Below are 21,152 nucleotides of genomic sequence, written 5' to 3'. Positions count from 1 at the left end.
CGTCAGTCTCCCGTGCTGTCGGCCCCGGTTCGAGCCGTGTCGTTGTCCGTGTCGAGCAGCCGGGCGCGCAGGCGGTCGAACTCGTCGCCCCAGCCCGCCTGGTCGGTCCTGGCCAGGCCGCCCATCTCTACTACGGTGCGTCGTTGATCCACCGTACCGGCCCCGTCCGCCGCCGGGTACACCCGGATCCAGATCCGACGCCGTTTGACCAACAGCGACACCAGCAGGCCCGCCATCATGGTCAGCGCGCTCACCAGCACCCACTGCTGGGCGGGATCGTGCGAGACCTGCAGGTTCACGAATTCCTTAGCGCCGTCGAAGGTGACCACGGTGCCGTTGGACAGCGTGGCCGACTCGCCGGGGCGCAGGTTCACCCTGGCCTCCTTGGTCAGCCGCTCCTGACGCACCAGTTCCTGATCGAGCGAGAACAGCGACTGCGGGCGGCCGGTGTCCAGGCCGGTGTCGCCGCGGTAGATGTCCACGGCTACGGCCGGGTCGTCCATGCGCGGGAAGACCGATGTCAGCAGGCTGCCGTGCAACATGGCGGTCGGGGCGAACAGGCCCTCGATGGCGATCTGGTTCTTGCGGCGCTCCTCGTCGGTGGCGTACATGCCGCCGGGCGGGTCGATGCGCAGCACGCCGCCGGACAGGAAGGTGCGGGCGTCGGTGGGCGCCCACTGGATGGTCTCGGTCCTGGTCTGCCCGTCGGGGAAGGTGACGGTGAAGGTCGGCGCGTAGCCGTGGCCCTGCAGGTAGATGCGATCGCCCGCGACGCGCAGCGGATGATTCACGCGCAGCGTGGTGTCGCGCCAGGTGCCGGTGGCCAGGTCCTCGCCGGCCTGGTAGGAGATGTTGGAGGTGAACATCTCGGCTTGGCCGGTCTCGAGGTAGTCGGCGCGGAAATCCTTCACCCGCACGCAGATCGGGGTCATCCCGGTGCCGTCGTTGACGTTGCCCGCGCGGAACGAGTCGTAGACCGCGGGAGAGGTGGTGCAGAAGCCGGGCCCGTCGTCGGCGATGACGATGACGCTGCCCTCGTAGCCGAACAGCTTGCCCACCGCGATCGAGGCCAGCAGCCCGACCAGCGCCAGGTGGAATACCAGGTTGCCGAATTCGCGCAGATAGCCCTTCTCGGCGGAGACGGTGATCTCGCCTTCGCGGCCCACCCCGGTGCGGACCTCGGTGCGCCAGCCGCGCAGACCGGTCCTGGCGTGTCCGACGACTTCTTCGGGCGTACGCGCCGACTCGGCGGTGTAGTGGCGCGGCAGGCGGGCGAGGTTGCGCGGCGCCCGCACCGGCGGGGTGCGCAGCGCGCGGTAGTGATCGACCGCGCGGGGCAGGATGCAACCCACCAGCGAGATGAACAGCAGCACGTAGATGGCGGTGAACCAGGAGCTGCCGAACACGTCGAACAACTGGGCCCGGTCCATCCACGGTCCGAGCGTCGGGCGGTCGGCGATGTACTGCTCGACCTTCTGCTCGTTGAGGCTGCGCTGGGGCAACAGCGCGCCGGGAATGGCGGCCAGCGCGAGCAGGAACAACAACACCAGCGCGGTGCGCATGCTGGTCAGCCCGCGCCAGGTGTTGCGCACCAGCGCCCACGCCCGGCCGGGGGCGGACTGACGCGGTGGGGTCTTCGGAGCGGAATCGGGTCGCTGATCGGTCACGGTCATATCGGCAGGGTCACCTCGGAGACGAACGCGTCGCGCACCCAGGCGACGAACAGATCCCAGGCGCCGGTCACCAGCGCGACGCCGACCGCGACGAGCAGGATGCCGCCGACGATCTGGATGGTGCGGGAATTGCGGCGCAACCAGCCGACGCCGCGCAGCGCGCCCGCCGAGCCGAAGGCCAGCACGACGAACGGCAACCCGAGGCCGAGGCAGTAGGCGACGATGAGGGCGACGCCGCGCGCGGCCGTGGCGCCCTCGGTGCCCGCCGCCACCGCCATGACCCCGGACAGCGTCGGGCCGAGGCACGGCGTCCAGCCCAGCGCGAAGACGCCGCCGAGCAGGGGCGCCCCGACGAGGCTGGTGAGCCTGCGCGGCTCCATCCTGGTGTCGCGCTGCAGTGCCGGGATGAGGCCGATGAAGGCCAGGCCCATCACGATGGTGACCACGCCGCCGATTCGCTGCAGCAATTCCCGGTTCACATTGAGGGTCGCGATGACGCCGAAGACCGTCGCGGTCGCCAGCACGAACACCACGGTGAATCCGGCGACGAACAGTCCGGCGGCGCCCGCAACCCGCAATTTCGCCGACCCGAGACGCACCTCGGTCGCGGTGGCCGTGCGCGATTCCACGGCTTCGGAGGCGGTGACCGGCGGGGCTTCCGCGCCGACCAGACCGGCCAGGTAGGACAGATAGCCCGGCACCAGCGGCACCACGCACGGCGAGGCGAACGACACCAACCCGGCCAGCAGGCAGGCGCCGAGCGCCAGCAGCAACGGGCCGGTGGCCGCGGTCTGCTGGAACGAATCCCCCACCCCGGCGAGCACGACGGTCATGCCCTGGCCTCCCCGGCGATCCGCTCGACGACCGGCCGGAGATCCTCGGCCAGCAGCGTGCGCAGGAACACCGCGGCCACCCGGTGCTCACGGTCGAGCACCAGGGTGGTGGGGATCACGCTGGTCGGGAAATTGCCGCCGAGCGCGAGCAGGGTGCGCATCGGCGGGTCGTAGATCGAGGGGTAGGCGACCTTGTTGGAGGTCACGAAATCCTGTGCCTTGTCGCGCTGCGGATCGCGCACGTTGATGCCGAGGAAAGCGACACCGGAATCCTTGGTCGCCTCGTAGACGTCCTCGAGGGCGGGCACCTCGGCACGGCACGGGCCGCACCACTGGCCCCAGAGGTTGAGCACCACGACCTGGCCCTGGAAGTCCGACACCGCGATCGTCTCGCCGTCGTTCATCAGGTCGGGACCGGACAGCTCACCGATGGTGCCGCGCGATCCGGGCGGGTCGTAGTAGATGTCGGTCTTGCCGCCGGGAGAGACGAATTCGAAGGTCCCGCCTTGGCTCACCGCGTCGGTTCCGGTGGAGCAGCCCGCGAGCCCGGCGACCAGCGCCACGCACGCCAGTAGCGCCGCGACGACCCGGCCCGGCGCCCGTGCGGGCGCGAGCAGGCTCGGCGGAACCGACGCGGGGCGCCTCATGCGCCGTGCACCGTGGGATCCGACGCGCCCGCGGGCTCGGAGTAGACGATGTCGACCAGGGTGTCGCCGCGATAGACCAGCGAGGTCAGCGAGGCCAGCGAGCACTGCCGGTGGCGCGGGTCGTGCCACAGGCGCTGTCCCTGCAGGAAACGGCGCAACGTCCACACCGGCAACTGGTGCGACACCAGCACGACCTCGCGGCCTCCCGCCTCGACGCGCGCCTTGTTGACCGCGGCCAGCATCCGGTGCGCGATCTGCAGATAGGGCTCGCCCCAGGACGGGGTGAACGGGTCGCGCAGCTTCCACCAGTGCCTCGGCTTGCGCAGCGCGCCGTCACCGACGGACACCCGCAGGCCCTCGAAGGTGTTGCCCGCCTCGATCAGGTTCTCGTCGGTGCGCACGGTCAGCCCGTGCTGCTCGGCGATCGGCGTGGCGGTCTCCTGTGCCCGCTGCAGCGGCGAGGCGATGACCAGGGCGATGTCGTGATCGGCGAGCGCGCGCGCGACCGCCCCCGCCTGCGCGCGGCCGGACACCGAGAGCGAGAAGCCGGGGAGGCGGCCGTAGAGGATCCCGTTGGGATTGTGCACCTCGCCGTGGCGCAGCACGTGCACGATGGTTTCGACCTCGTCGTCGACGATGTCGGTGTCCGCTTGCTCCGCACGGGGTTTCGTCGTCGCGGGAGCGGCGGAGGCTACCGCGGAGTGCGCCTCCTCGTCGGACGCGGCGGCCGCGGATCCGGCCGCGGCCGGCTGCGACTGCACCGACCGCAGTTCGGCGGAGTCGGTGATACGGGCGTCGGCGGCTGCGGATTCAGTGGTTGCGGTCTCGGTGACGGTGGTCTCGAGGACGGTGGTCTCGGGGACCACTTCCCCCGACCCGAGGGCGTCGACCTCGTCGGCCTGGGTCTCGACGGCCCCGACCACCACCTCGTCGACGGGCGGTTCGGTGGCGGCCCGCTCGGCGGCGGGGGTGGTGGCCGCGACGGGGTCGTGGCCGTCGGCGCCTGGTTTGTCGTGGTCGGAACTCACGCGCGGATTCCTTCGGGGGTGGCGGCCGCGGCCGCGCGAGCGGCGGCGGGCAGGGCGGCGGCGATACGGTCGAATGCGTTCTCGTCGAGCGCCGCGGAGACGAACCACGCCTCGAACGCGCTCGGCGGCGCGTAGACGCCACCGTCGAGCAGCGCGTGGAAGAAGGCGGGAAAACGCCAGGTCTGGCTGGCCTTGGCGGTGGCGTAGTCGGTGACCGGACGATCGGCGAAGAACACGCTCACCATATTGCCCGCGAACTGAACCTGATGCTCGACCCCGGCCGTCGTCAGCGCTTCGCCGAGCAGTCCGCCGAGACGCCGGGCATTGCTGTCCAGCGCGGCGTACACCGCGTCGTCGGCCGCGCGCAGCGAGGCCAGACCCGCGGCGACGGCGACCGGATTACCCGACAGTGTGCCCGCCTGGTAGACCGGTCCGAGCGGGGCGAGCTGGTTCATGAACTCGGCGCGACCGCCGAACGCCGCGGCGGGCAGGCCGCCGCTCATCACCTTGCCGAAGGTGTAGAGGTCGCCCGCCACGCCCTCGAGGCCGTACCAACCCGAGCGGCTGACCCGGAAGCCCGTCATGACCTCGTCCATGATCAGCAGCGCGCCGTCGGCCGCGGTGAGCTCGCGCAGGCCCGCGTTGAATCCGGGCAGTGGCGCGACCGCGCCCATGTTGCCCGCCGCGGCCTCGGTGATCACACAGGCGATCTCACCGGGGTGGGCCTGGAAGGCGGCGGCGACGGCGGCCAGGTCGTTGTACGGCAGCACGATGGTGTCGGCGGCCTGCGCACCGGTCACGCCGGGTGATGTGGGCAGGCCGAGGGTGGCCACGCCGGAGCCCGCGTCGGCCAGCAGCGCGTCCACGTGACCGTGGTAGCAGCCGGCGAACTTGATGATCTTGGTGCGTCCAGTGCAGCCGCGCGCCAGCCGCACCGCGCTCATGGTCGCCTCGGTGCCCGAATTCACCAGCCGCACCCGCTCGACCGGCTCGACACGCTCGACGATGTGCTCGGCCAGCTCGATCTCGGCCTCGGTCGGAGCGCCGAAGGACAGGCCGCCGAGCGCGGCCTCGCGCACCGCCTCCACCACCGCCGGATGGGCGTGGCCGAGGATCATCGGGCCCCAGGAGCAGACGAGATCGACGTATTCGTTGCCGTCGACGTCGGTCATGGTGCAGCCCGCCGCCGAGGCGATGAAGCGGGGCGTCCCGCCGACGCCCTTGAAGGCGCGAACCGGCGAATTGACCCCGCCGGGGATCACCGAAGCTGCCCGGTCGAACAGGCGGGCGGACACCGCCGCCGACACGTCACCGATCGAGGAGGCACTGGTCGCGCGCGGAGAAGAACTCACGGCCTCCAGTGTCGCAGCCCCGCCGGAGGGCGTCGACGACAGGGTGTAGGACACGTGATACGCACCGCAACGACGCGCCGGAAACGGTTTGTCGCGGATTACCCGCGAGGGGCGCGGCCGGTGCGTACTCTCTGTGGGTCGGGCACCCAGCGTCGGGAAGGTTCACATGCTCTCCACGTCGGCAGGTTCAGCGTCGGTAGGTTCGCCGTCGGTCGGTCGTGCGCCGATCAGGTCGGTGGCGATCGGTCTCGCCTCGGTCACCATCGGCGCCGTGGCCGCCCTGGTCGTCTGCGCGGGGCCGGCGACCGCGGCCGAACCCGTCCTCGCCCTCGATGAGGGCCGCGCCGGCGTCCACCTCAACCACGACGAGACCGTGTGGCTGGCGGGCGGTCCGATCCCCGCGCTGGTGACGATGGTGATCCCGCCCCGCGCCCTGGGCGCGGGTCTGCATCCGGAGACCACGCTGTGGCGCGACGAGAACGGCAACATCCGCGCCTCGCTGCGGCAGGTGATCTCCGAGAGCGCCCGGCACCCCGACGGCACCGTCTCGATCTTCCTCAACGCGCCCGGCACCCACAACGGACGGGTGCTCGACGTCTATCAGAACTGGGACTGAGTACGAGCGGCCGCGGGCCGACGTGGTGTGCCACTTCCCGGTCCAGCCGGAGTGGACGGACAGCGCGAGCGGTCAGGGGCGCAGCGAACGAGTCCGCCGTACCCGGGCGGTGGCGTCGACGAGAGTCAGCCCGGCCACGGCGACCAGCGTGGCGGCCAGCACGAGCCATGGACCCACATAGCGCACCGAATCATGAGCGGGCACCTCACCTTGCGCCGCGAACGAGGTGTCCACCACGCCACCGCGCCAGCTCGCCACCGCGGCGACCATGAGCACAGCGGCCACGACGGCTTCCACGATCGCGATCACTCGGTCTCGCCTCACGCGCTCTCCTCGCCGTTGTTCTCGCCTCGGTCGTCGGCGCGCGAGCGCAGCGCTTCGGTCAGCGCCGCCCGCAGTCCCCGATGATCCTTGGCCCACGCCCGTACCAGTCCGCCTTCGCGCAGCCGGAGCCCGATGCCCGTGCGCCTGCGCGGCACTCCGCTCAGTTCACCCAGCGCCCTGGCCGACGTCCATTCCTCATCGGGCCAGGAGCCCGCGTCATCCCACGAGACCCCTTGCAGGGCAGCGACATCCAGTGTGCCCTCCCCGTGTTCGGGCAGCACCGCGGCGATCGCCGAGAGCGGGATGGTCTCCGCACCCTGGCGCAGCGCCGATGCGGTGAGTTGCACGCTGACATGCGCGCGGGCCGCCAGCACCTGCACGGACGAGAAGGCGGCGATCAGAGTGGCGCAGAAGGTCAGGGCGAACCAGTGCGGGGTGGTGCCGGTCGCCATCTCGATCACGAGGATGAGCGCGCACGCGACGGGCCCGTAGCTCACGGTCCACCAGCAGGCTCCCGGTTCGTAGAACAGGCTGGTGTCCTCGGCGTGGTCGACCCGATCGTCGCGGACCTCGTCGGCCTCCCTGTCGGTCACGCGCCGCCTCCTCGCGCTGCCGTCAGCCGACCGATCCGGGCAGCAGGAGCAGCGCCACGGTGACCAGCCCGAACAGAACCAGCAGGCCGAGAACGATCACGTCTTTCCGAATGCTCTGCGGCTGTTGGATCACCACGCGCATCGATGCCTCCGATCTCCCGGATGTCTCCGGGCACCGTCCGCGCGCGAAGCTCGATAACGTATGACCATCGACCACCGGTTCCCATGTCTCCTGTGACAACCCTCACGATACAGGTCCGCCTCATTGCGGCCAATTCGATGAGTTGCCAACCCGGGTTCACTTGTTGGTGATGGAGAAGTACCCGTTCGACTCCGGTCGGTAACTTCCGTACAACGCACCACCCGCGAGGACCCCTTGCACGACGGCCACTCCACCCGCCACGAAAGCCGCCGCGCCGCCCGAACCACCCAGCGTGAACAGAGTGATCAGCGCTGTGAGCACGAACCATATGCCGCCCACCGTCAACAGCGTGCGCGTCCACACACGCCCCTTGGTGAACAGGTACACCGCGCCCGCCGCGGCCGCCGCCAGCACGAGCCCGCCCATGACGAGGAACACCATGTACATCGAGACGTACAGTTGCGCCACCGCCTCGGGCATCGGCTGCTGCGCGTCCTCGACGAGGCGGCGCTCGAACTCCGCGCGATTGCCCATGGTGTCGATCGCACCGGCGACCACCCGCACCACCCCGAGAGCCACCACGGCCCACCACAACTGGGCGGCGGTGCGCACGCTCTCCGGCGCGAGCGGTGCGGGCTCGGCTTTCGCCGGAAACGAACCAGAGGGCAGCGGAGGGGGCGGCGGCGCGGATCCGGGCGGGAAACCTCTCGGCGGGGTGGAGTGGGGCGGCGGCGTCACGACAACCAGCGCGCGGCCTCGGTCGCCCAGTAGGTGAGGACGATATCGGCCCCGGCCCGCCGGATGCCGGTCAGCGACTCGAGCACGGCGGCCTCGCGGTCGATCCACCCGCGCTCGGCGGCCGCGGTGATCATCGAGTACTCCCCGGAGATCTGATAGGCGGCCACCGGCACCGTGGCGCGGTCGGCGACCTCACGCAGGATGTCCAGGTAGGCCATCGCCGGTTTCACCATGACGATGTCGGCCCCTTCGGCCAGATCCAGATCCAGTTCGCGCATCGACTCCCGCCGGTTGGCCGGATCCTGCTGATAGGTACGCCGATCGCCTTCCAGCGAGGACGAGACGGCCTCGCGGAAGGGGCCGTAGAAGGCGGAGGCGTATTTGGCGGCATAGGCCAGGATGCCGGTGTCGGAGCGGCCCACCGCGTCCAGGCCGCGCCGGATCGCGCCGACCTGACCGTCCATCATGCCGCTGGTGCCGAGCAGATCCGCGCCCGCTTCGGCCTGCGCGATGGCCATGTCCACGTAGCGGTGCAGGGTGGCATCGTTGTCCACCTCGCAGGAGGAGTTGAGCACGCCGCAGTGCCCGTGGTCGGTGAACTCGTCGAGGCAGGTGTCGGCCATGACGACGGTGGCGCCGCCGACCTCCTCGGCCAGCGCGCGCAGTCCCCGGTTGAGGATGCCCTCGGGGTCGCTCGCCTGGCTGCCCGCGGCATCCTTGTCCTCGGCCAGCGGGACGCCGAAGAGCATCAGCCCGCCGACGCCCGCGGCGACCGCCTCGACGGCGGCCTTGCGCAGCGAATCCATCGAATGTTGTTGCACGCCCGGCATGGAGCCGATCTCGCGCGGTTCGTCGAGTCCGTCGGCCACGAACATCGGCAGCACCAGATGCCGTGGCTCCAAGGTGGTCTCGGCCACGAGACGACGCAGCGCGGGGGTGCGGCGCAACCGTCGGGGGCGGTCCGTTCCGGTCATGGATCGCACGATACGCCTGCGCCGCGGGCCCGGTTCGGGCGGCCGTTTCCACTCCGTCCGCCGACGACCGAAAACCCTTGTGGCCAGCCGATTTCTGTCGGTGTCCGAGGGTACAATCGAAGATGTGTTCGAGGGAATCCGCCGGGTTCCCGATCGCGAGGGGAGGATGCAGGTGCCCACCACCGCAACCGCCGATACCGGCAGCCAGACACAGTCCCGGGCCATCACGCCGTACCGGCCGCTGGAGAAGCAGCCACTGCCCGCGGGTCGGCCGCGTTCCTGGTACATCACCCACAACCGCAGGCTCAAGGCCATGCGCCTGTCCATCGCCCTGCTCGACTCGGGCATCCACTACCCCGCCCAGGCCACCAACGAGAAGATCCGGCGCACAGCCGAATCCGTGGGCATCCGCCCGCCGTCGGACCGGACCTGCCGACTGGTGCGCACCCTGCTGCGCTACAGCCGCTGAGGCCCGGCAGAAGCCGAGAACGGGCAGGGTGGGCGAGTGATCGCCCACCCTGCCCCGGTGCGACACCCACCGCCGGACATCGGTCCCGATCGCTGTCGACAACGGCGCCGAGGTGATCGCGCCCCGTGACGCGCTCGCCCTCCGAGAGCGACTCGCCGACTGGCGGCCGACCAGCCCACCTCGCCCGCGACCACACGAGTCCCGGCGGAGATCAGTCCGGACCTACCGGCTGCGGCGGCTCTTCTTACGCGGCGGAGGCAGCAAACCCTCGGCGCGCAGACGAGCGGCGTGCTCGGCGAGCGCCTCCACCAGCGGACCGACCTGGGCGACCTCGGGCTGAACATCCACGCGCAAGCCGAACTCCACGGCGGTTTCGGCGGTCTTCGGGCCGATGCAGGCGACGATGGTGCGGGCGTGCGGCTTACCCGCGATACCGACCAGGTTGCGCACCGTGGAGGACGAGGTGAACAGGACCGCGTCGAAACCGCCGGTCTTGATCATCTCGCGGGTCTCCGCGGGCGGCGGAGAGGCGCGCACCGTGCGGTAGGCGGTCACATCGTCGATCTCCCAGCCGCGGTCGCGCAGCCCTTCGGCCAGCGTCTCGGTGGCGATGTCGGCGCGCGGCAGCAGCACCCGGTTCACCGGATCGAACACGTCGTCGTAGGGCGGGAAGTCGGCCAGCAAACCTTCCGACGACTGCTCGCCCGAGGGCACCAGCTCCGGGTTGATGCCGAAGGAGCGCACCTTCTCGGCGGTGGCCTCACCGACGCAGGCGATCTTCACCCCGGAGAACGCGCGGGCGTCCAGACCGAACTCGGCGAACTTCTCCCACACCGCGCGCACCGCGTTGGTGGAGGTGAAGACGACCCACTGATAGCGGCCGTCGACCAGGCCCTTGACCGCCCGCTCCATCTGAGCCGGACTGCGCGGGGGCTCGACGGCGATGGTCGGCACCTCCATCGGGATGGCGCCGTGGGTCACCAGCCGCTCGCTCATCTCGGCGGCCTGATCCTTGGTGCGCGGCACCAGCACGGTCCAGCCGTAGAGCGCGCGCGACTCCCACCACGACATCTTCGAGCGGCTGGCGACCGCCTTGCCGATCGTCACCACCAAGGGGCCGACCAGCTCGGAGGCCGCGCTGTTGAGTGTGGCCAGGGTCGCCTCGATGGTGCGCTGCTGACGGGTGGTGCCACGCACGGTCACCGCGACCGGAGTCTGCGAGGCCATCCCGTGCTCCACCAGCGCGCTCGCCGTCTCGGCCAGGTGACCGGAGGTGGCGTGCAGTACCAGCGGGCCGGGCGCGGCGGCCAGCGCCGCCCAGTCGACCTCCCCGCGCACGTCGGCCTCGGTGTGGCCGGAGCCGAGCGCGATCCCGGCGTAGCTGGGCACCGCCGAGCCGTTGGGCAGGCCGGGCAGCACCTCGAAGACCATGTGCGAGCGGGTCACCGTGGTGACCTCGGTGATCACCGAATCGGTGGTCAGCGGGTCACCGGCGACGACGCGCACGACGTCGTGACCGTTGCGGGCCTCGGCGATGAGGGTCTTGGCGACCTCGGCGGGCTCGCCGAGGGCCGGACGCACGTCCACCGGGCGAGTGCCGTCCTCGTTCTCCTCGACCTGGATGCCGATCAGCGCGAGTACGCCCTTGTCCACATCGGGATCGGTGAAGGCCAGCGTCGCCCTGCCGAGCACCTCGCGCGCACGCACGGTGAGCAGCGCCGGGTCGCCGGGTCCGGACCCGACGAACAGGATCCGACCGGGGTGCTTCTTGGTGGCTCGGCTCATTGAGGGTTCTCCATCGGACTGGGATTGCTGAAGTCTGTGTCTGGCGGGCTCGCGTCGGCGAGCAGGTCGCGCGCGCCGAGTTCCAGCAGTTCGCGGGCCAGCGCGCGGCCGAGTTCGGCCGCCTGAGTCGGGTCGCCGACCACCGAGGCGCGCAGCACCTCCGAGCCGTCGATCGCGGCAGCGCATCCGCGCAGCGACAGCTCTTCGACGATCCTGCCGTCGTCGTCGAGCGATTCGACGACCTCGGCCAGCGCCCCTACCGGCGCGGTGCATCCCGCTTCCAGCTCGGCCAGCAGCGCGCGTTCGGCCACCACTGCGGCTCTGGTCGCGGCGTCGTCGAGCCCGGCCAGCGCTTCGGCGAGCGTGGTGTCCTCGCTGCGGCACTCGACCGCCAGCGCGCCCTGCGCGGGGGCGGGCAGCATCTGCACGGGTTCGAGCGACTCGGTCACCACCTCGGTGCGACCGATGCGCGACAGGCCCGCGCGGGCGATCACCACGGCGTCGAGCTCGCCGGAGCTCACCATACCCAGCCGTCTCTCGACGTTGCCGCGCAACGGCACGACCTCCAGGCCCAGACCCAGCGCGCGCAACTGTGCCATCCGCCGCGGCGCGGAGGTGCCCACCGTGGAGCCGGCGGGTAGCTCGCCCAGGACCAGACCGTCGCGCGCCACCAGGGCGTCGCGCGGATCCTCTCTCGGCGGGATCGCGGCGATGGTGAATCGCGGATCGGACGCGGTCGGCAGATCCTTGTAGGAGTGCACCGCCAGGTCGATGGAGCCGGCCAGCAGCTCGTCGCGCAGCGCCGAGGTGAACACCCCGACGCCGATCGTCGCCACCGGATCGGAGGACATGTCGCCGGGCGTCTTGACCACCACCAGTTCGGCCGGGTGCCCCGCGGCGACCAGGGCGTCACGCACGGTGCCCGCCTGGGTCATCGCGAGCAGGCTGCCGCGGGTGCCGATGCGTAACGGTGCTCCCGTTCCCACCGCGGTCACATTGCCCTCTTCCTGCGCGACGGTCATGCCGGGGTTTCCTCCTCACCGAGGTGCTGCTCGAGGCCCAGGGTGTGCCCGGGCGTGAAGTCGTCGGCCAAGCCGGCGCTGCGGTCGTTGCCGATCGCGCTGATCTCCATCGGCGCGGCCACCGCCTGCGCTGCCCCCGGCTTCAGCTCGAAGAGTTCGCGCAGCGCTTCGGCGTAGCTGTCACCCCCCGGCGTGGACGCCAGCTGCTTGACCCGCACCGTCGGCGCGTGCAGCAGCTTGTCCACCACGCGGCGCACCGTGCGCGCGACCTCGTCGCGTTCCGGTTCGGCCAGGGCAGGCAGCCGGGAATCCAGGCGGAGCAGTTCGGCCTCGACCACCTCGGCCGCGCGCTGACGCAGCGCCGCGACGGTGGGGGTCACCTCGGCCATCCGCTGTCCGGCCAGGTACTTGGCCAGCTCCTCGGCGACGATCGAGCGCGCGGCGGCGGTGTCGTCGGCCGCGGCGCCCGCGGCCGGATCGCGCTGCAGCGACTCGATGTCGATGACGGCGACACCGGGCAGTCCGGCCACGGCCGGTTCCACATCGCGCGGCAAGCCGAGATCGCAGAACACCAGCGGGCGTTCCCCGACCGGGAATTCGGCGCGGTCGCGGTCGGCCAGCGCGCGGTGCGTGTCGGCCAACGTCACCACCGCGCCGACCGCACCGGTACAGGAGAGCACCACGTCGGCGCCGGACATGGCCTCGGGTAGCCGGGACAGCTCCAGCGCACTGGACGCCACCCCGTGCGAAGCGGCGGTCTCGGCCAGCCTGCGGGCCCGTTCGATGGTGCGGTTGACCACGATGATGCGGCCGATGCCGCCCCGGGCCAGATGCGCGACCGACAGTCCGCCCATCGCGCCCGCGCCGACCACCACGGCGGTCTTGCCCGCCAGGTCGCCGAGCACCTGCTTGGAGCGGTCCAGCGCGACCGACACCACCGACGCGCCCGCGCGGTCGATTCCGGTCTCGGCGTGCACGCGCTTGCCGACCCGCAGCGAGTGCTGGGCCAGCTCGTGCAGTGTGCGGCCGACGGCCTGCCGGTCGTCGGCGGTGGCGTAGGCGCCGCGGATCTGGCTGAGCACCTGCTGTTCGCCGACCACCATCGAGTCCAGGCCGCTGGCCACCGCGAACAGGTGCTCGGCGGCGGCCTCGCTGTAGCGGACATAGGCGTGTCTGGTCAGTTCCGCCATCGGCAGGCCGGAATGTTCGGACAGCAGTTCGCCGACCTCGGCCAGGCCGCCGTGGAAGGCGTCGACCACCGCGTAGACCTCGACCCGGTTGCAGGTCGAGACGATCATGGCTTCGGAGATGTGACTGGAGGCCAGCATGGTGTCGATCAGCTTGGGCCGATCGTCGTCGGTGATCGCCACCTTCTCGAGAACCGAGACCGGGGCGCTGCGATGCGAGACCCCGACGAGAAGAACGCTCATGGTGTGACCACCGATCCCTTGCTGGTTGGCTCCATTGCCTGATGCGAGGTTGCTCGAGGGCCCGCCGAGCGCGCTATGGCGGCGGGGACCGTCGCCGCGCGCGCGGCGGAGGCGGTGGGGCGCCCGGCCCGGCCGGAGGCGGCGACCTCGGGCAGGGCGGCGAGCGCGTCACCGTCGTTCTCGGCGTTGCGCGCCCGCTCGAACGACAGCAGCTGCATCTCGACGGCCAGATCCACCCGGCGCACATCGACGGAGGCGGGGGCCCGCAGGCCGGGCGCGGCGAAGCTCAGGATCGACTGCAGCCCCGCGGCGACCAATTGATCGCAGGCCTGCTGGGCCGCGTCCTCAGGGACCGCGAGCACCGCGATGGTCGGGCGCAACTCGGCGACCGCCTCGGCGAGATCCGCCACGTCGCGGACCTCGAGTCCGGCCACCGGCAGGCCGATCATCTCGGAATCGTTGTCGAAGATGCCGACGACGGTGAACCCGCGTCTGCGGAAACCGCCGTAGCCGACCAGGGCCCGGCCGAGGTTGCCCGCACCGACCAGAATCACGCGATGTCCTTCGGACAGACCGAGCACGTCCTCGATCCTGGCCCGCAGCTTCGCCACGTCATAGCCGACACCCCGAACGCCGTTGGGGCCGAGGAACGACAGATCCTTGCGCAGTTTGGCCGAATTGACACCCGCCGCGACAGCGAGTTCCTCACTCGATACGATGGCCACACCGTCGTCGGCGAGCATCGTCAGCACCCGCAGATACGCGGCCAGCCGGGCGACGGTCGCCTGGGGAATGTCCTTCTGCACGGCGCGCAGAGTCCCGCCGGAGACGCCACCGGGCGTCTCGTGCTGCTCTGTCACGTCGTCGGCTCCTGCCTGCCGAACCTGCGCACAGGCCCGGTACGTCATCGACCTCCGGTCCGGGCGAACGCCGGTACCCTGGTCTATTTTTGTCGGATTTCGCGGCGGCTCCGCAGCCTCGGCATGCGGGTCGCGTGCCACCACCGTAACCGCTTGTGAAGCCATGCACAAAGTCGGTGAAATTGGCCTCATTTTCCGGTGCGACCAGCACGGCGGCGAAATCGGACTACGATCGACGCTCCTCAGCGCGCGAGATCCGCGCGCAGGCGCGCCTCGTCGACATCGAAATAACTGTGCTCACGCCCGTCGAGCAGCACGACCGGCAGCCGGTCACCGTACTCGGCACGCAGACCGGGGTCGGTCGCGGCGACTGCATCGACGTCCACGGTCGCGGGTTCGATATCGAAATCCGCGCAGATCTCACGCAGTTGCGCGAGTGCGGTGACACACATATGACAGCCTGCCCGAGTCAGCAATGTCACAGTGTGAGCCGAACTCCTTCCGCCTCGGTGCGCGCCGTTTTCCATGGAATCTGTCATGGCGGCTATTAAATCGTGGGCGGCAAGTGTTCGACACTAGTGTGGACAGGGTTCGCGCGAACGGGCGGAGGTTGTGGTGCCGGAACGATCGAAGGTGGGCAGGACGGGTTTCGTCGCGGGCCGGTTCGGTGAGCTGCCGGTGCGGTGGGGCCTGGGCCCGCTCGGTCAGAACCTGCAGGAGCAGCTGGCGCGCATCTCGCGCAGCCCGTTCGGGCCGAGCGAGGAGGAGCTGCGGGCCAATGTCGCGGGTGAGGCCAGTGCGGACGCGGCGCTGTCGCTGCACGAATCCGAACTCGCCGAGAGCGGCCACCGTCCCGAGGTGCCGCGCGATCTGACCGCCGCGGCCTTCTTCGACGTGGACAACACGATGGTGCAGGGCGCCTCGATCGTGCATTTCGCCCGCGGCCTGGCCGCGCGCAAGTACTTCAAGACCTCCGACCTGGTCGGTGTCGCCTGGAAGCAGGTGAAGTTCCGGGTCACCGGCAAGGAGAACAGCACGGACATGGCCTCGGGCAAGGAGAAAGCCCTGGCGTTCATCGCCGGTCGCTCCACCGCCGAGCTGGCCGCCCTCGGCGAGGAGATCTACGACGAGATCATCGCCGACAAGATCTGGCCGGGCACGAGGGCGTTGGCGCAGATGCATCTCGACGCCGGTCAGCAGGTCTGGCTGGTGACCGCGACGCCGGTGGAGCTGGCGCAGGTGATCGCCAAGCGCCTCGGCCTCACCGGCGCGCTGGGCACGGTCGCCGAGAGCGTGGACGGCACGTTCACCGGCCGCCTGGTCGGCGACATCCTGCACGGGCTGGGCAAAGCGCACGCGGTACGCGCGCTGGCGATCCGGGAGGGACTCAACCTCAAGCGCTGCGCGGCCTACTCCGACAGCCACAACGACGTGCCGATGCTCTCGCTGGTCGGCACCGCGGTCGCCATCAATCCCGATGCCGACCTGCGCGAGGTCGCCAAGAACCGGGGCTGGGAGATCCGCGATTTCCGGACCGGGCGCAAGGCCGCCAAGATCGGTGTGCCCACCGCGCTGGCGCTCGGCGTGGCGGGGGGCGCGGTAGCGGCGGCGATCACCCGCCGCCGCGAGCACGTCTGACGCCCGGGCCCGCCGCGGACCGCTAGCCCGTGAACGGGTTGCGCCGCTTGGTCAGCAGCTTGTAGATGGTGTGCTGGATGGTCTCGCGAACCTGGTCGGTGACCTCGAACATGGTCATCGGATCCTCGGCGTCGGAGGGGTCGTAGCCGGTGGTCGGGATCGGCTCGCCGAACTCGATGTACCACTTCGACGGCAGCGGGACCGCGCCCAGCGGGCCGAGCAGCGGGAAGGTCGGGGTCACCGGGAAGTACGGCAGGCCGAGCAGGCGAGCCAGCGGCTTGAGGTCGGCCAGCTTCGGATAGATCTCCTCCGAACCCACGATCGAGCACGGGATGATCGGCACCCCGGTGCGCACCGCGGCCGCCACGAAGCCGCCGCGGCCGAACCGCTGCAGCTTGTACCTGTCGGTGTAGCTCTTGCCCACGCCCTTGAAGCCTTCGGGGAACACCCCGGTCAGCTCCCCGGAACGTAGCAGCCGTTCGGCGTCCTCCCGGCAGGCCAGCGTGTGGCCGGCCTTGCGGGCCAGCATGCCCAGCATCGGCATCTCGAAGACGAGGTCGGCGGCGAGCAGTCGCAGGGCCCGCTCGGCGGGATGGTTGTCGTGCACCGCCAGCTGGAGCATCAACCCGTCCACCGGAATGGTGCCCGCGTGGTTGGCCACGATGAGGGCGCCTCCCTTCGCGGGGATGTTGTCGATGCCTTCGACCTGCACCCGGAACCAGTGATCCGACAGCGGGCGCAGGGTGGGCAGGATCACGTTCTCGAGCAGGTCGGCGTCGAAACCGAATTCGTCGACCCGGTAGTCACCCACCATTCGACGACGGGCGAACTCGGCGGCGCCGCTGATCCGCTTGGCCAGCCCCTCGCGCACCAGTTCACTCACCGATTGAGGCTGCGGCGGTTCGGCGGCGGCCAGCCGGTCGGTCAGCGAAGTCACCCTGCCGGAGACGGTCCGGGCCGGCGATTCGGGCCAGCGACGGGCGGGCGGACGCGACTTGGCCTCGATAGTCGCTTCTCGCAGGTGGATGATCTTCGCGACGTCGTTCATGTATGTGCTCCCGTACCGGCCCTCACGAGGCCGAGCAGTCCTTTTTCTGCGGCATCGATCCATTGGGGATCGATGACGGGCCGCAACGCTGCGCCCCCTATGAAGTCGTCGAACGCCTGAACCGTCGTCCACCGTGGCTCGAACCGCAGTTCGGCGCGCATACGGGTCGTGTCCAGACCGCACCCGAAATGGAAATAGTCGAGCTGTTCGGCACTGAAGTCACGCATCACGTTCTCCATCAGCGCCCGTCCCGCGGTACGGAACAGTGCGAACGGCAACGGTAGCTCCAGCCTACCGGCCCGCCGGACTGCTTGGGAGAGCGTCAGCGCGCCGTCGCCGGCCACATTGAACGTGCCGCTGCGCCCGGCGCGGGCCGCGTGCGCCAGTGCGGCGACCGCGTCCTGCTCGTGCAGCAACTGCATACGGGCGTCGCGCCCGAAGACCGTGGGCGTGAGCGGCCAACGCAGGTATTGCACGCCCCGGCGAGCCAATCGCGGCCCGACGGTGGGCGCCAGCCGCAGAATCACGGCGGCGATATCCGGACGGCGGCGCGCCATACTCCGGACGAAACCTTCGATTTCTATGCAATCGCGGGCGAACCAACCGCTCGGTGGCTTTCGCGCGCTCATTTCCTCGGTGAATTTCGCCGGGTCCTTGGCGCTGGCGCCGTACACCGCCGAACTCGAGCGAACGACCACTCGGCGAACCGACGGAGTTTTCTGACAGACCGCGAACAACTGCATCGCGCCGAGCACGTTCAGATCTTTCATCACCGCGCGACCACCCGGTGACGGCGGACGGGACAGCACCGCGGTATGCACCACAGTGTCCACCTCGTTTCCTCCGATCACCTTGCGGATCAGTGGATTGCGGATATCGGCGCGCACGAATTCGGCGCGCCCCATACGGCGCTGGAACTCCCGGCTCGGCGTCACGGTGTCCACCGCGATGATACGTTCGATCGTCGGATCCTGGACGAGTTCGGCGACGACATTGCCGCCGAAGAATCGGCCGGCGCCGGTGACCAGCACCACCGCGGGGGTGTGTTCGTCTCTCATATCAGAACCCATCGCGCCGAATCCCACCTGCCAGGCCCCCGTATCGGTATTCGCGTCAAGCGTAGCGGCGCCACACCACCGTTGCCGAGAGTATTAACCAGCTCCTAACGATGACTTCAGTCACCGGAAACACCGTCCGGTTTCAAACCGAATTATTTCAAAAAGCGAGGCCCGCCACCGAGAAGGTGACGGGCCTCGCTTCGAGCTGAGCGTGCAGGCTCACTTGCCGAGTTTGCGCCGCTGAACACGCGTGCGGCGAAGCAGCTTGCGGTGCTTCTTCTTCGACATGCGCTTGCGGCGCTTCTTGATCACAGAACCCATAGGGTGTCCTCGCGTTCTCTCTACTCGGCGCGTACGCCGTGGCGTACGCCTAGCTTGTTTCGGCGCCCGGGCCGCCGGCGGCCACCGGACACCACGAACTGGCGCCGCAGGCAGGCGGACACGAACCGAGGATTCATCCTACCGGTCGCCCGGCTCGCGCCCGACCGGGGGGACGATCGATCAACCGGCGTCGAAGTAGGACGTCTCCAAGTAGTCGTGGACGGCTTTGGCATGGACGCGGAAGGACCGGCCGACCCGCACCGCGGGCAACTCGCCCGAATGCACCAATCGGTAGACCGTCATCTTCGAGACCCGCATCAGATTCGCCACCTCGGCGACGGTGAGGAATTGCGTTCCACCACCGAGGACGGACTGCCCCGGCACACCGGGACCGCTCTGTGCGCGGGAACCACCGCGGCCGCCGGTCGAGCCCGGCGTTCCAGGTGACGATCCCGAACTGTTTCCAGACATCTTGTCAGACATCATTGCACCATCGACCTCCGGCACGTCCGCGCCGCCGGCTTCCCCACCGGCGGAACAGACACGCACGTGCTCCTTGAAGCTTAGCGGGACCAGTGGGATTACTGCGACGGGTGTGAGAAATACGCCCTTTACGCCGGAATCATGACTACGCCGTTACAACGAAGCCACGAGACCACCGCTCCAACGCCACCATCGCATCGCCACCATCGCATTGCCGCCGTCGCATTGCCATCAGCGCAACCGGCACTGCCACCGCGACCTGATCACTCCGACGAGGCGCCCTGTTCGACCGAACGCTGTTTGGCCGCGTGCAGCGCCTCCAGGAATGCCGAGCGTACTCCCGCTCGCTCGAGTTCGCGAAGGGCGGCGGCAGTGGTGCCGGCGGGCGAGGTGACCGCGGCGCGCAGCTCCACCGCGCTCTGCTCGGCTTCGTCGAGCAGCGCGGCCGAACCGACCATCGTCTGCACGACGAGCTGGGTGGCGACCTCACGGGTGAGACCGAGCCCGACGGCGGCATCCACCATCGCCTCCACCACCAGGAAGAAATAGGCCGGGCCGGACCCGGACACCGCGGTCACCGCGTCCATCTGCGATTCGGGCACCGTGACCACCTTGCCCACACTGGAGAGCACATCGGCCACCAGTTCGAGCTGCTCGGGCTTGACGTAGCGGCCCGGAGCCAGCACGCTCATCCCCTGGCCGACCAGCATCGGGGTGTTCGGCATGACCCGCACGACCGGGAAACCCGCGGGCATCTTGGCCTCCAGGCGCGCGGTCGGCACGCCCGCGGCCAGCGACACCAGCACCTGGTCGCGACCGCCCACGTTCAGCTCGGCCTTGCCCAGCGCGACCAGCACGCCGTCCACATCCCCCGGCTTGACCGCGACCACCAGCAGATCGGCGCCCACGGCCCCGTCGGCGACATCGTCGGTCACCCGCACCCCGAACCGGCTCGCGATCAGCTCGGTCCGGTCGGCATGGGTCTCGACGACCACCAGATCCTTGCCCAGCCGGCCGGATTCGAGTAGTCCGGCGATCAACGCCTCCCCGATCCGGCCACCACCGATCACCGCAATTCTCGTCATGGCTGTCAAGGCTAGACGCGGCGGCAGCAACCCGGCGCGGCGAGTCAGCGCTGCGGCAGCAGGGCGAGTTGCCTGCTCTGCGCGACCACCGCGCCGGTGCTGTCCAGCACGAGTTGATCGCAGTCGAACATCCGCCCGCCCACTTCGTGCGTGGTGGCGATGACACGCAGCCAGCCCGGGGCGGGCCTGCGGCGCAGGTAGGTCGTCATCTGCACGGTCGGCGCCCAGCCGAAACGGCCGAGGTTCATCGGGACCGGCGGACTGATGTCGGCGGTCATCATGGCGAAGTACGCCGCGACCTCGGGGTCGCGCTGATCACCGTCGAACGGGCGGATCCACAGCCGCAGCCGGGGCAGGCCCTGTTCGCCGTCGAGGAACGGCGCCCACTGCCGGTCCATGGCGAGGTCGGCGCCCACCGACACGTTGACGATCTTGCCCATCGGGGTGTCCCGATAGCCGACCGCGTCCGTGGACGGCTCGGCGGGCATGTCGTCGTGCTCATGGGCGAAGATCGGTTCGGCGTCGTCGAGATGACCGAAGGTGAACGCACTGCGTACCCGGGGCTTGCCGCCCTGGGTGAGGGTCACGTCGACCAGGCAGATCTGGCGTCCCACTTTGCGGATGTGCACCTCGTAGTCCACTTCGCCGGGTTCGGGAGCGCCGAGGAAATCCGAACTCGCGGCGATCGGGGCCATCCCCACGCGCTCGGGATCGCTCGCCCGCAGCCAGGCGGTGGCCGCGGCCGCGCTGCCGGCGACCATCGTGCCGCCGTGCACCTTGGGGCCTACGGTCCAGGTATCGGCGATGACACCGCGGTAGCGGGCGGTCTCGTCGCGGGCGGCCGCGGATGGCCCGAGTTCACCGTCGTCGATCCGCCACACCGCGCAGACTTCGCCGAACGGCGCGTCGAGCGCGGCCTGTCCGGCGCTCGACGGCGCCGCGCCTGCGGACACGTCCGTGGTCATGGGCACTCCTTCGTCCGCTCCCGGCGATCCAGCCGGGACCGCGGGAGTTCGTACAGCGTACAAGAACG

General features: G+C 70.0%; 23 protein-coding genes. 3 read left to right on the top strand and 20 right to left on the bottom strand.

The features are described 5' to 3' along the window. Nucleotides 1-2: 2 nt before the first annotated feature. From resB to hemL, 5 genes are all read right to left on the bottom strand, one after another. Nucleotides 3-1,673, bottom strand: a complete 1,671-nt coding sequence (gene resB, locus IU449_RS23775; RefSeq protein WP_195004355.1) for a cytochrome c biogenesis protein ResB — start codon at nucleotides 1,671-1,673, stop codon at nucleotides 3-5. Next, complete coding sequence (locus IU449_RS23770) at nucleotides 1,670-2,506, bottom strand: cytochrome c biogenesis CcdA family protein (protein ID WP_195004354.1); 837 nt, start codon at nucleotides 2,504-2,506, stop codon at nucleotides 1,670-1,672. Before IU449_RS23770 ends, resB begins: the two co-directional genes overlap by 4 nt. Next, a complete protein-coding gene (locus IU449_RS23765; RefSeq protein ID WP_195004353.1) occupies nucleotides 2,503-3,153 on the bottom strand; it encodes a TlpA disulfide reductase family protein in 651 nt (216 codons plus the stop codon). Before IU449_RS23765 ends, IU449_RS23770 begins: the two co-directional genes overlap by 4 nt. Then, the gene (locus IU449_RS23760) at nucleotides 3,150-3,791 is read right to left on the bottom strand and encodes a histidine phosphatase family protein (RefSeq protein ID WP_195004416.1); all 642 of its coding nucleotides are present in this window, start codon (nucleotides 3,789-3,791) and stop codon (nucleotides 3,150-3,152) included. The genes IU449_RS23765 and IU449_RS23760 overlap by 4 nt, the downstream gene beginning before the upstream one ends. 386 nt (nucleotides 3,792-4,177) lie before the next feature. Beyond that, nucleotides 4,178-5,533 (bottom strand): glutamate-1-semialdehyde 2,1-aminomutase, encoded by a 1,356-nt coding sequence (gene hemL, locus IU449_RS23755; RefSeq protein WP_195004352.1) that lies wholly within the window; start codon nucleotides 5,531-5,533, stop codon nucleotides 4,178-4,180. 235 nt (nucleotides 5,534-5,768) lie between these two features. Between hemL and IU449_RS23750 the strand changes: the two genes are divergently transcribed. Further along, nucleotides 5,769-6,149 (top strand): hypothetical protein, encoded by a 381-nt coding sequence (locus tag IU449_RS23750; protein ID WP_324188401.1) that lies wholly within the window; start codon nucleotides 5,769-5,771, stop codon nucleotides 6,147-6,149. Nucleotides 6,150-6,221: 72 nt separating this feature from the next. On the opposite strand, the gene IU449_RS23745 is transcribed toward IU449_RS23750, so the two are convergent. The 4 genes from IU449_RS23745 to hemB form a co-directional block, all read right to left on the bottom strand. Continuing rightward, nucleotides 6,222-6,473, bottom strand: a complete 252-nt coding sequence (locus tag IU449_RS23745; protein ID WP_195004351.1) for a hypothetical protein — start codon at nucleotides 6,471-6,473, stop codon at nucleotides 6,222-6,224. Then, nucleotides 6,470-7,066 (bottom strand): hypothetical protein, encoded by a 597-nt coding sequence (locus IU449_RS23740; protein WP_416382233.1) that lies wholly within the window; start codon nucleotides 7,064-7,066, stop codon nucleotides 6,470-6,472. Before IU449_RS23740 ends, IU449_RS23745 begins: the two co-directional genes overlap by 4 nt. A gap of 298 nt (nucleotides 7,067-7,364) precedes the next feature. Then, a complete protein-coding gene (locus IU449_RS23735; RefSeq protein ID WP_195004350.1) occupies nucleotides 7,365-7,820 on the bottom strand; it encodes a hypothetical protein in 456 nt (151 codons plus the stop codon). 122 nt (nucleotides 7,821-7,942) lie between these two features. Then, entirely contained in the window at nucleotides 7,943-8,920 is a 978-nt protein-coding gene (hemB, locus tag IU449_RS23730; protein WP_195004349.1) for a porphobilinogen synthase, read from the bottom strand. Between the two features lie 124 nt (nucleotides 8,921-9,044). Between hemB and IU449_RS23725 the strand changes: the two genes are divergently transcribed. After that, the gene (locus IU449_RS23725) at nucleotides 9,045-9,389 is read left to right on the top strand and encodes a hypothetical protein (protein WP_324188400.1); all 345 of its coding nucleotides are present in this window, start codon (nucleotides 9,045-9,047) and stop codon (nucleotides 9,387-9,389) included. 222 nt (nucleotides 9,390-9,611) lie between these two features. Here IU449_RS23725 and IU449_RS23720 read toward each other — a convergent pair whose 3' ends face one another. The 5 genes from IU449_RS23720 to IU449_RS23700 all read right to left on the bottom strand — a co-directional run bounded on the left by IU449_RS23720 (nucleotide 9,612) and on the right by IU449_RS23700 (nucleotide 15,013). After that, nucleotides 9,612-11,174 (bottom strand): uroporphyrinogen-III synthase, encoded by a 1,563-nt coding sequence (locus tag IU449_RS23720; RefSeq protein WP_195004348.1) that lies wholly within the window; start codon nucleotides 11,172-11,174, stop codon nucleotides 9,612-9,614. Beyond that, the gene (hemC, locus tag IU449_RS23715; RefSeq protein WP_195004347.1) at nucleotides 11,171-12,196 is read right to left on the bottom strand and encodes a hydroxymethylbilane synthase; all 1,026 of its coding nucleotides are present in this window, start codon (nucleotides 12,194-12,196) and stop codon (nucleotides 11,171-11,173) included. The genes IU449_RS23720 and hemC overlap by 4 nt, the downstream gene beginning before the upstream one ends. After that, on the bottom strand, nucleotides 12,193-13,626 hold the full coding sequence (locus IU449_RS23710) for a glutamyl-tRNA reductase (protein WP_195004346.1): 1,434 nt from the start codon (nucleotides 13,624-13,626) through the stop codon (nucleotides 12,193-12,195). Before IU449_RS23710 ends, hemC begins: the two co-directional genes overlap by 4 nt. Beyond that, nucleotides 13,623-14,486, bottom strand: coding sequence for a redox-sensing transcriptional repressor Rex (locus IU449_RS23705; protein ID WP_195004345.1), 864 nt, complete (start codon nucleotides 14,484-14,486; stop codon nucleotides 13,623-13,625). Before IU449_RS23705 ends, IU449_RS23710 begins: the two co-directional genes overlap by 4 nt. Before the next feature lie 242 nt (nucleotides 14,487-14,728). Beyond that, nucleotides 14,729-15,013, bottom strand: a complete 285-nt coding sequence (locus IU449_RS23700; RefSeq protein WP_195004412.1) for a glutaredoxin family protein — start codon at nucleotides 15,011-15,013, stop codon at nucleotides 14,729-14,731. An 88-nt stretch (nucleotides 15,014-15,101) separates the two neighbouring features. Here IU449_RS23700 and IU449_RS23695 point away from each other — a divergent pair, with 88 nt between their 5' ends. After that, the gene (locus tag IU449_RS23695; RefSeq protein ID WP_416382232.1) at nucleotides 15,102-16,124 is read left to right on the top strand and encodes an HAD family hydrolase; all 1,023 of its coding nucleotides are present in this window, start codon (nucleotides 15,102-15,104) and stop codon (nucleotides 16,122-16,124) included. A gap of 22 nt (nucleotides 16,125-16,146) precedes the next feature. Here the strand turns inward: IU449_RS23695 and IU449_RS23690 are convergent, their stop codons facing one another. The 6 genes from IU449_RS23690 to IU449_RS23665 form a co-directional block, all read right to left on the bottom strand. Beyond that, nucleotides 16,147-17,172: a lysophospholipid acyltransferase family protein gene (locus tag IU449_RS23690; protein WP_195004344.1), complete on the bottom strand. Its 1,026-nt coding sequence runs from the start codon at nucleotides 17,170-17,172 to the stop codon at nucleotides 16,147-16,149. Then, nucleotides 17,169-18,230 carry an NAD-dependent epimerase/dehydratase family protein gene (locus IU449_RS23685; RefSeq protein ID WP_228805583.1) on the bottom strand — a complete coding sequence of 354 codons (1,062 nt, stop codon included), beginning with the start codon at nucleotides 18,228-18,230 and terminating at the stop codon, nucleotides 17,169-17,171. The genes IU449_RS23690 and IU449_RS23685 overlap by 4 nt, the downstream gene beginning before the upstream one ends. A 219-nt stretch (nucleotides 18,231-18,449) precedes the next feature. Next, nucleotides 18,450-18,551: a 30S ribosomal protein bS22 gene (locus IU449_RS23680; protein ID WP_003402602.1), complete on the bottom strand. Its 102-nt coding sequence runs from the start codon at nucleotides 18,549-18,551 to the stop codon at nucleotides 18,450-18,452. Nucleotides 18,552-18,731: 180 nt separating this feature from the next. After that, the gene (locus IU449_RS23675) at nucleotides 18,732-19,022 is read right to left on the bottom strand and encodes a helix-turn-helix domain-containing protein (protein ID WP_228805631.1); all 291 of its coding nucleotides are present in this window, start codon (nucleotides 19,020-19,022) and stop codon (nucleotides 18,732-18,734) included. Nucleotides 19,023-19,297: 275 nt separating this feature from the next. Beyond that, the gene (proC, locus tag IU449_RS23670) at nucleotides 19,298-20,119 is read right to left on the bottom strand and encodes a pyrroline-5-carboxylate reductase (RefSeq protein WP_195004341.1); all 822 of its coding nucleotides are present in this window, start codon (nucleotides 20,117-20,119) and stop codon (nucleotides 19,298-19,300) included. Nucleotides 20,120-20,163: 44 nt separating this feature from the next. Next, nucleotides 20,164-21,084 carry a thioesterase family protein gene (locus tag IU449_RS23665; RefSeq protein ID WP_195004340.1) on the bottom strand — a complete coding sequence of 307 codons (921 nt, stop codon included), beginning with the start codon at nucleotides 21,082-21,084 and terminating at the stop codon, nucleotides 20,164-20,166. Nucleotides 21,085-21,152: the final 68 nt, after the last annotated feature.

It is taken from the genome of Nocardia higoensis (assembly GCF_015477835.1).
Lineage (GTDB): Bacteria > Actinomycetota > Actinomycetes > Mycobacteriales > Mycobacteriaceae > Nocardia > Nocardia higoensis_A.
This window is presented reverse-complemented; position numbering and strand designations above follow the sequence as displayed.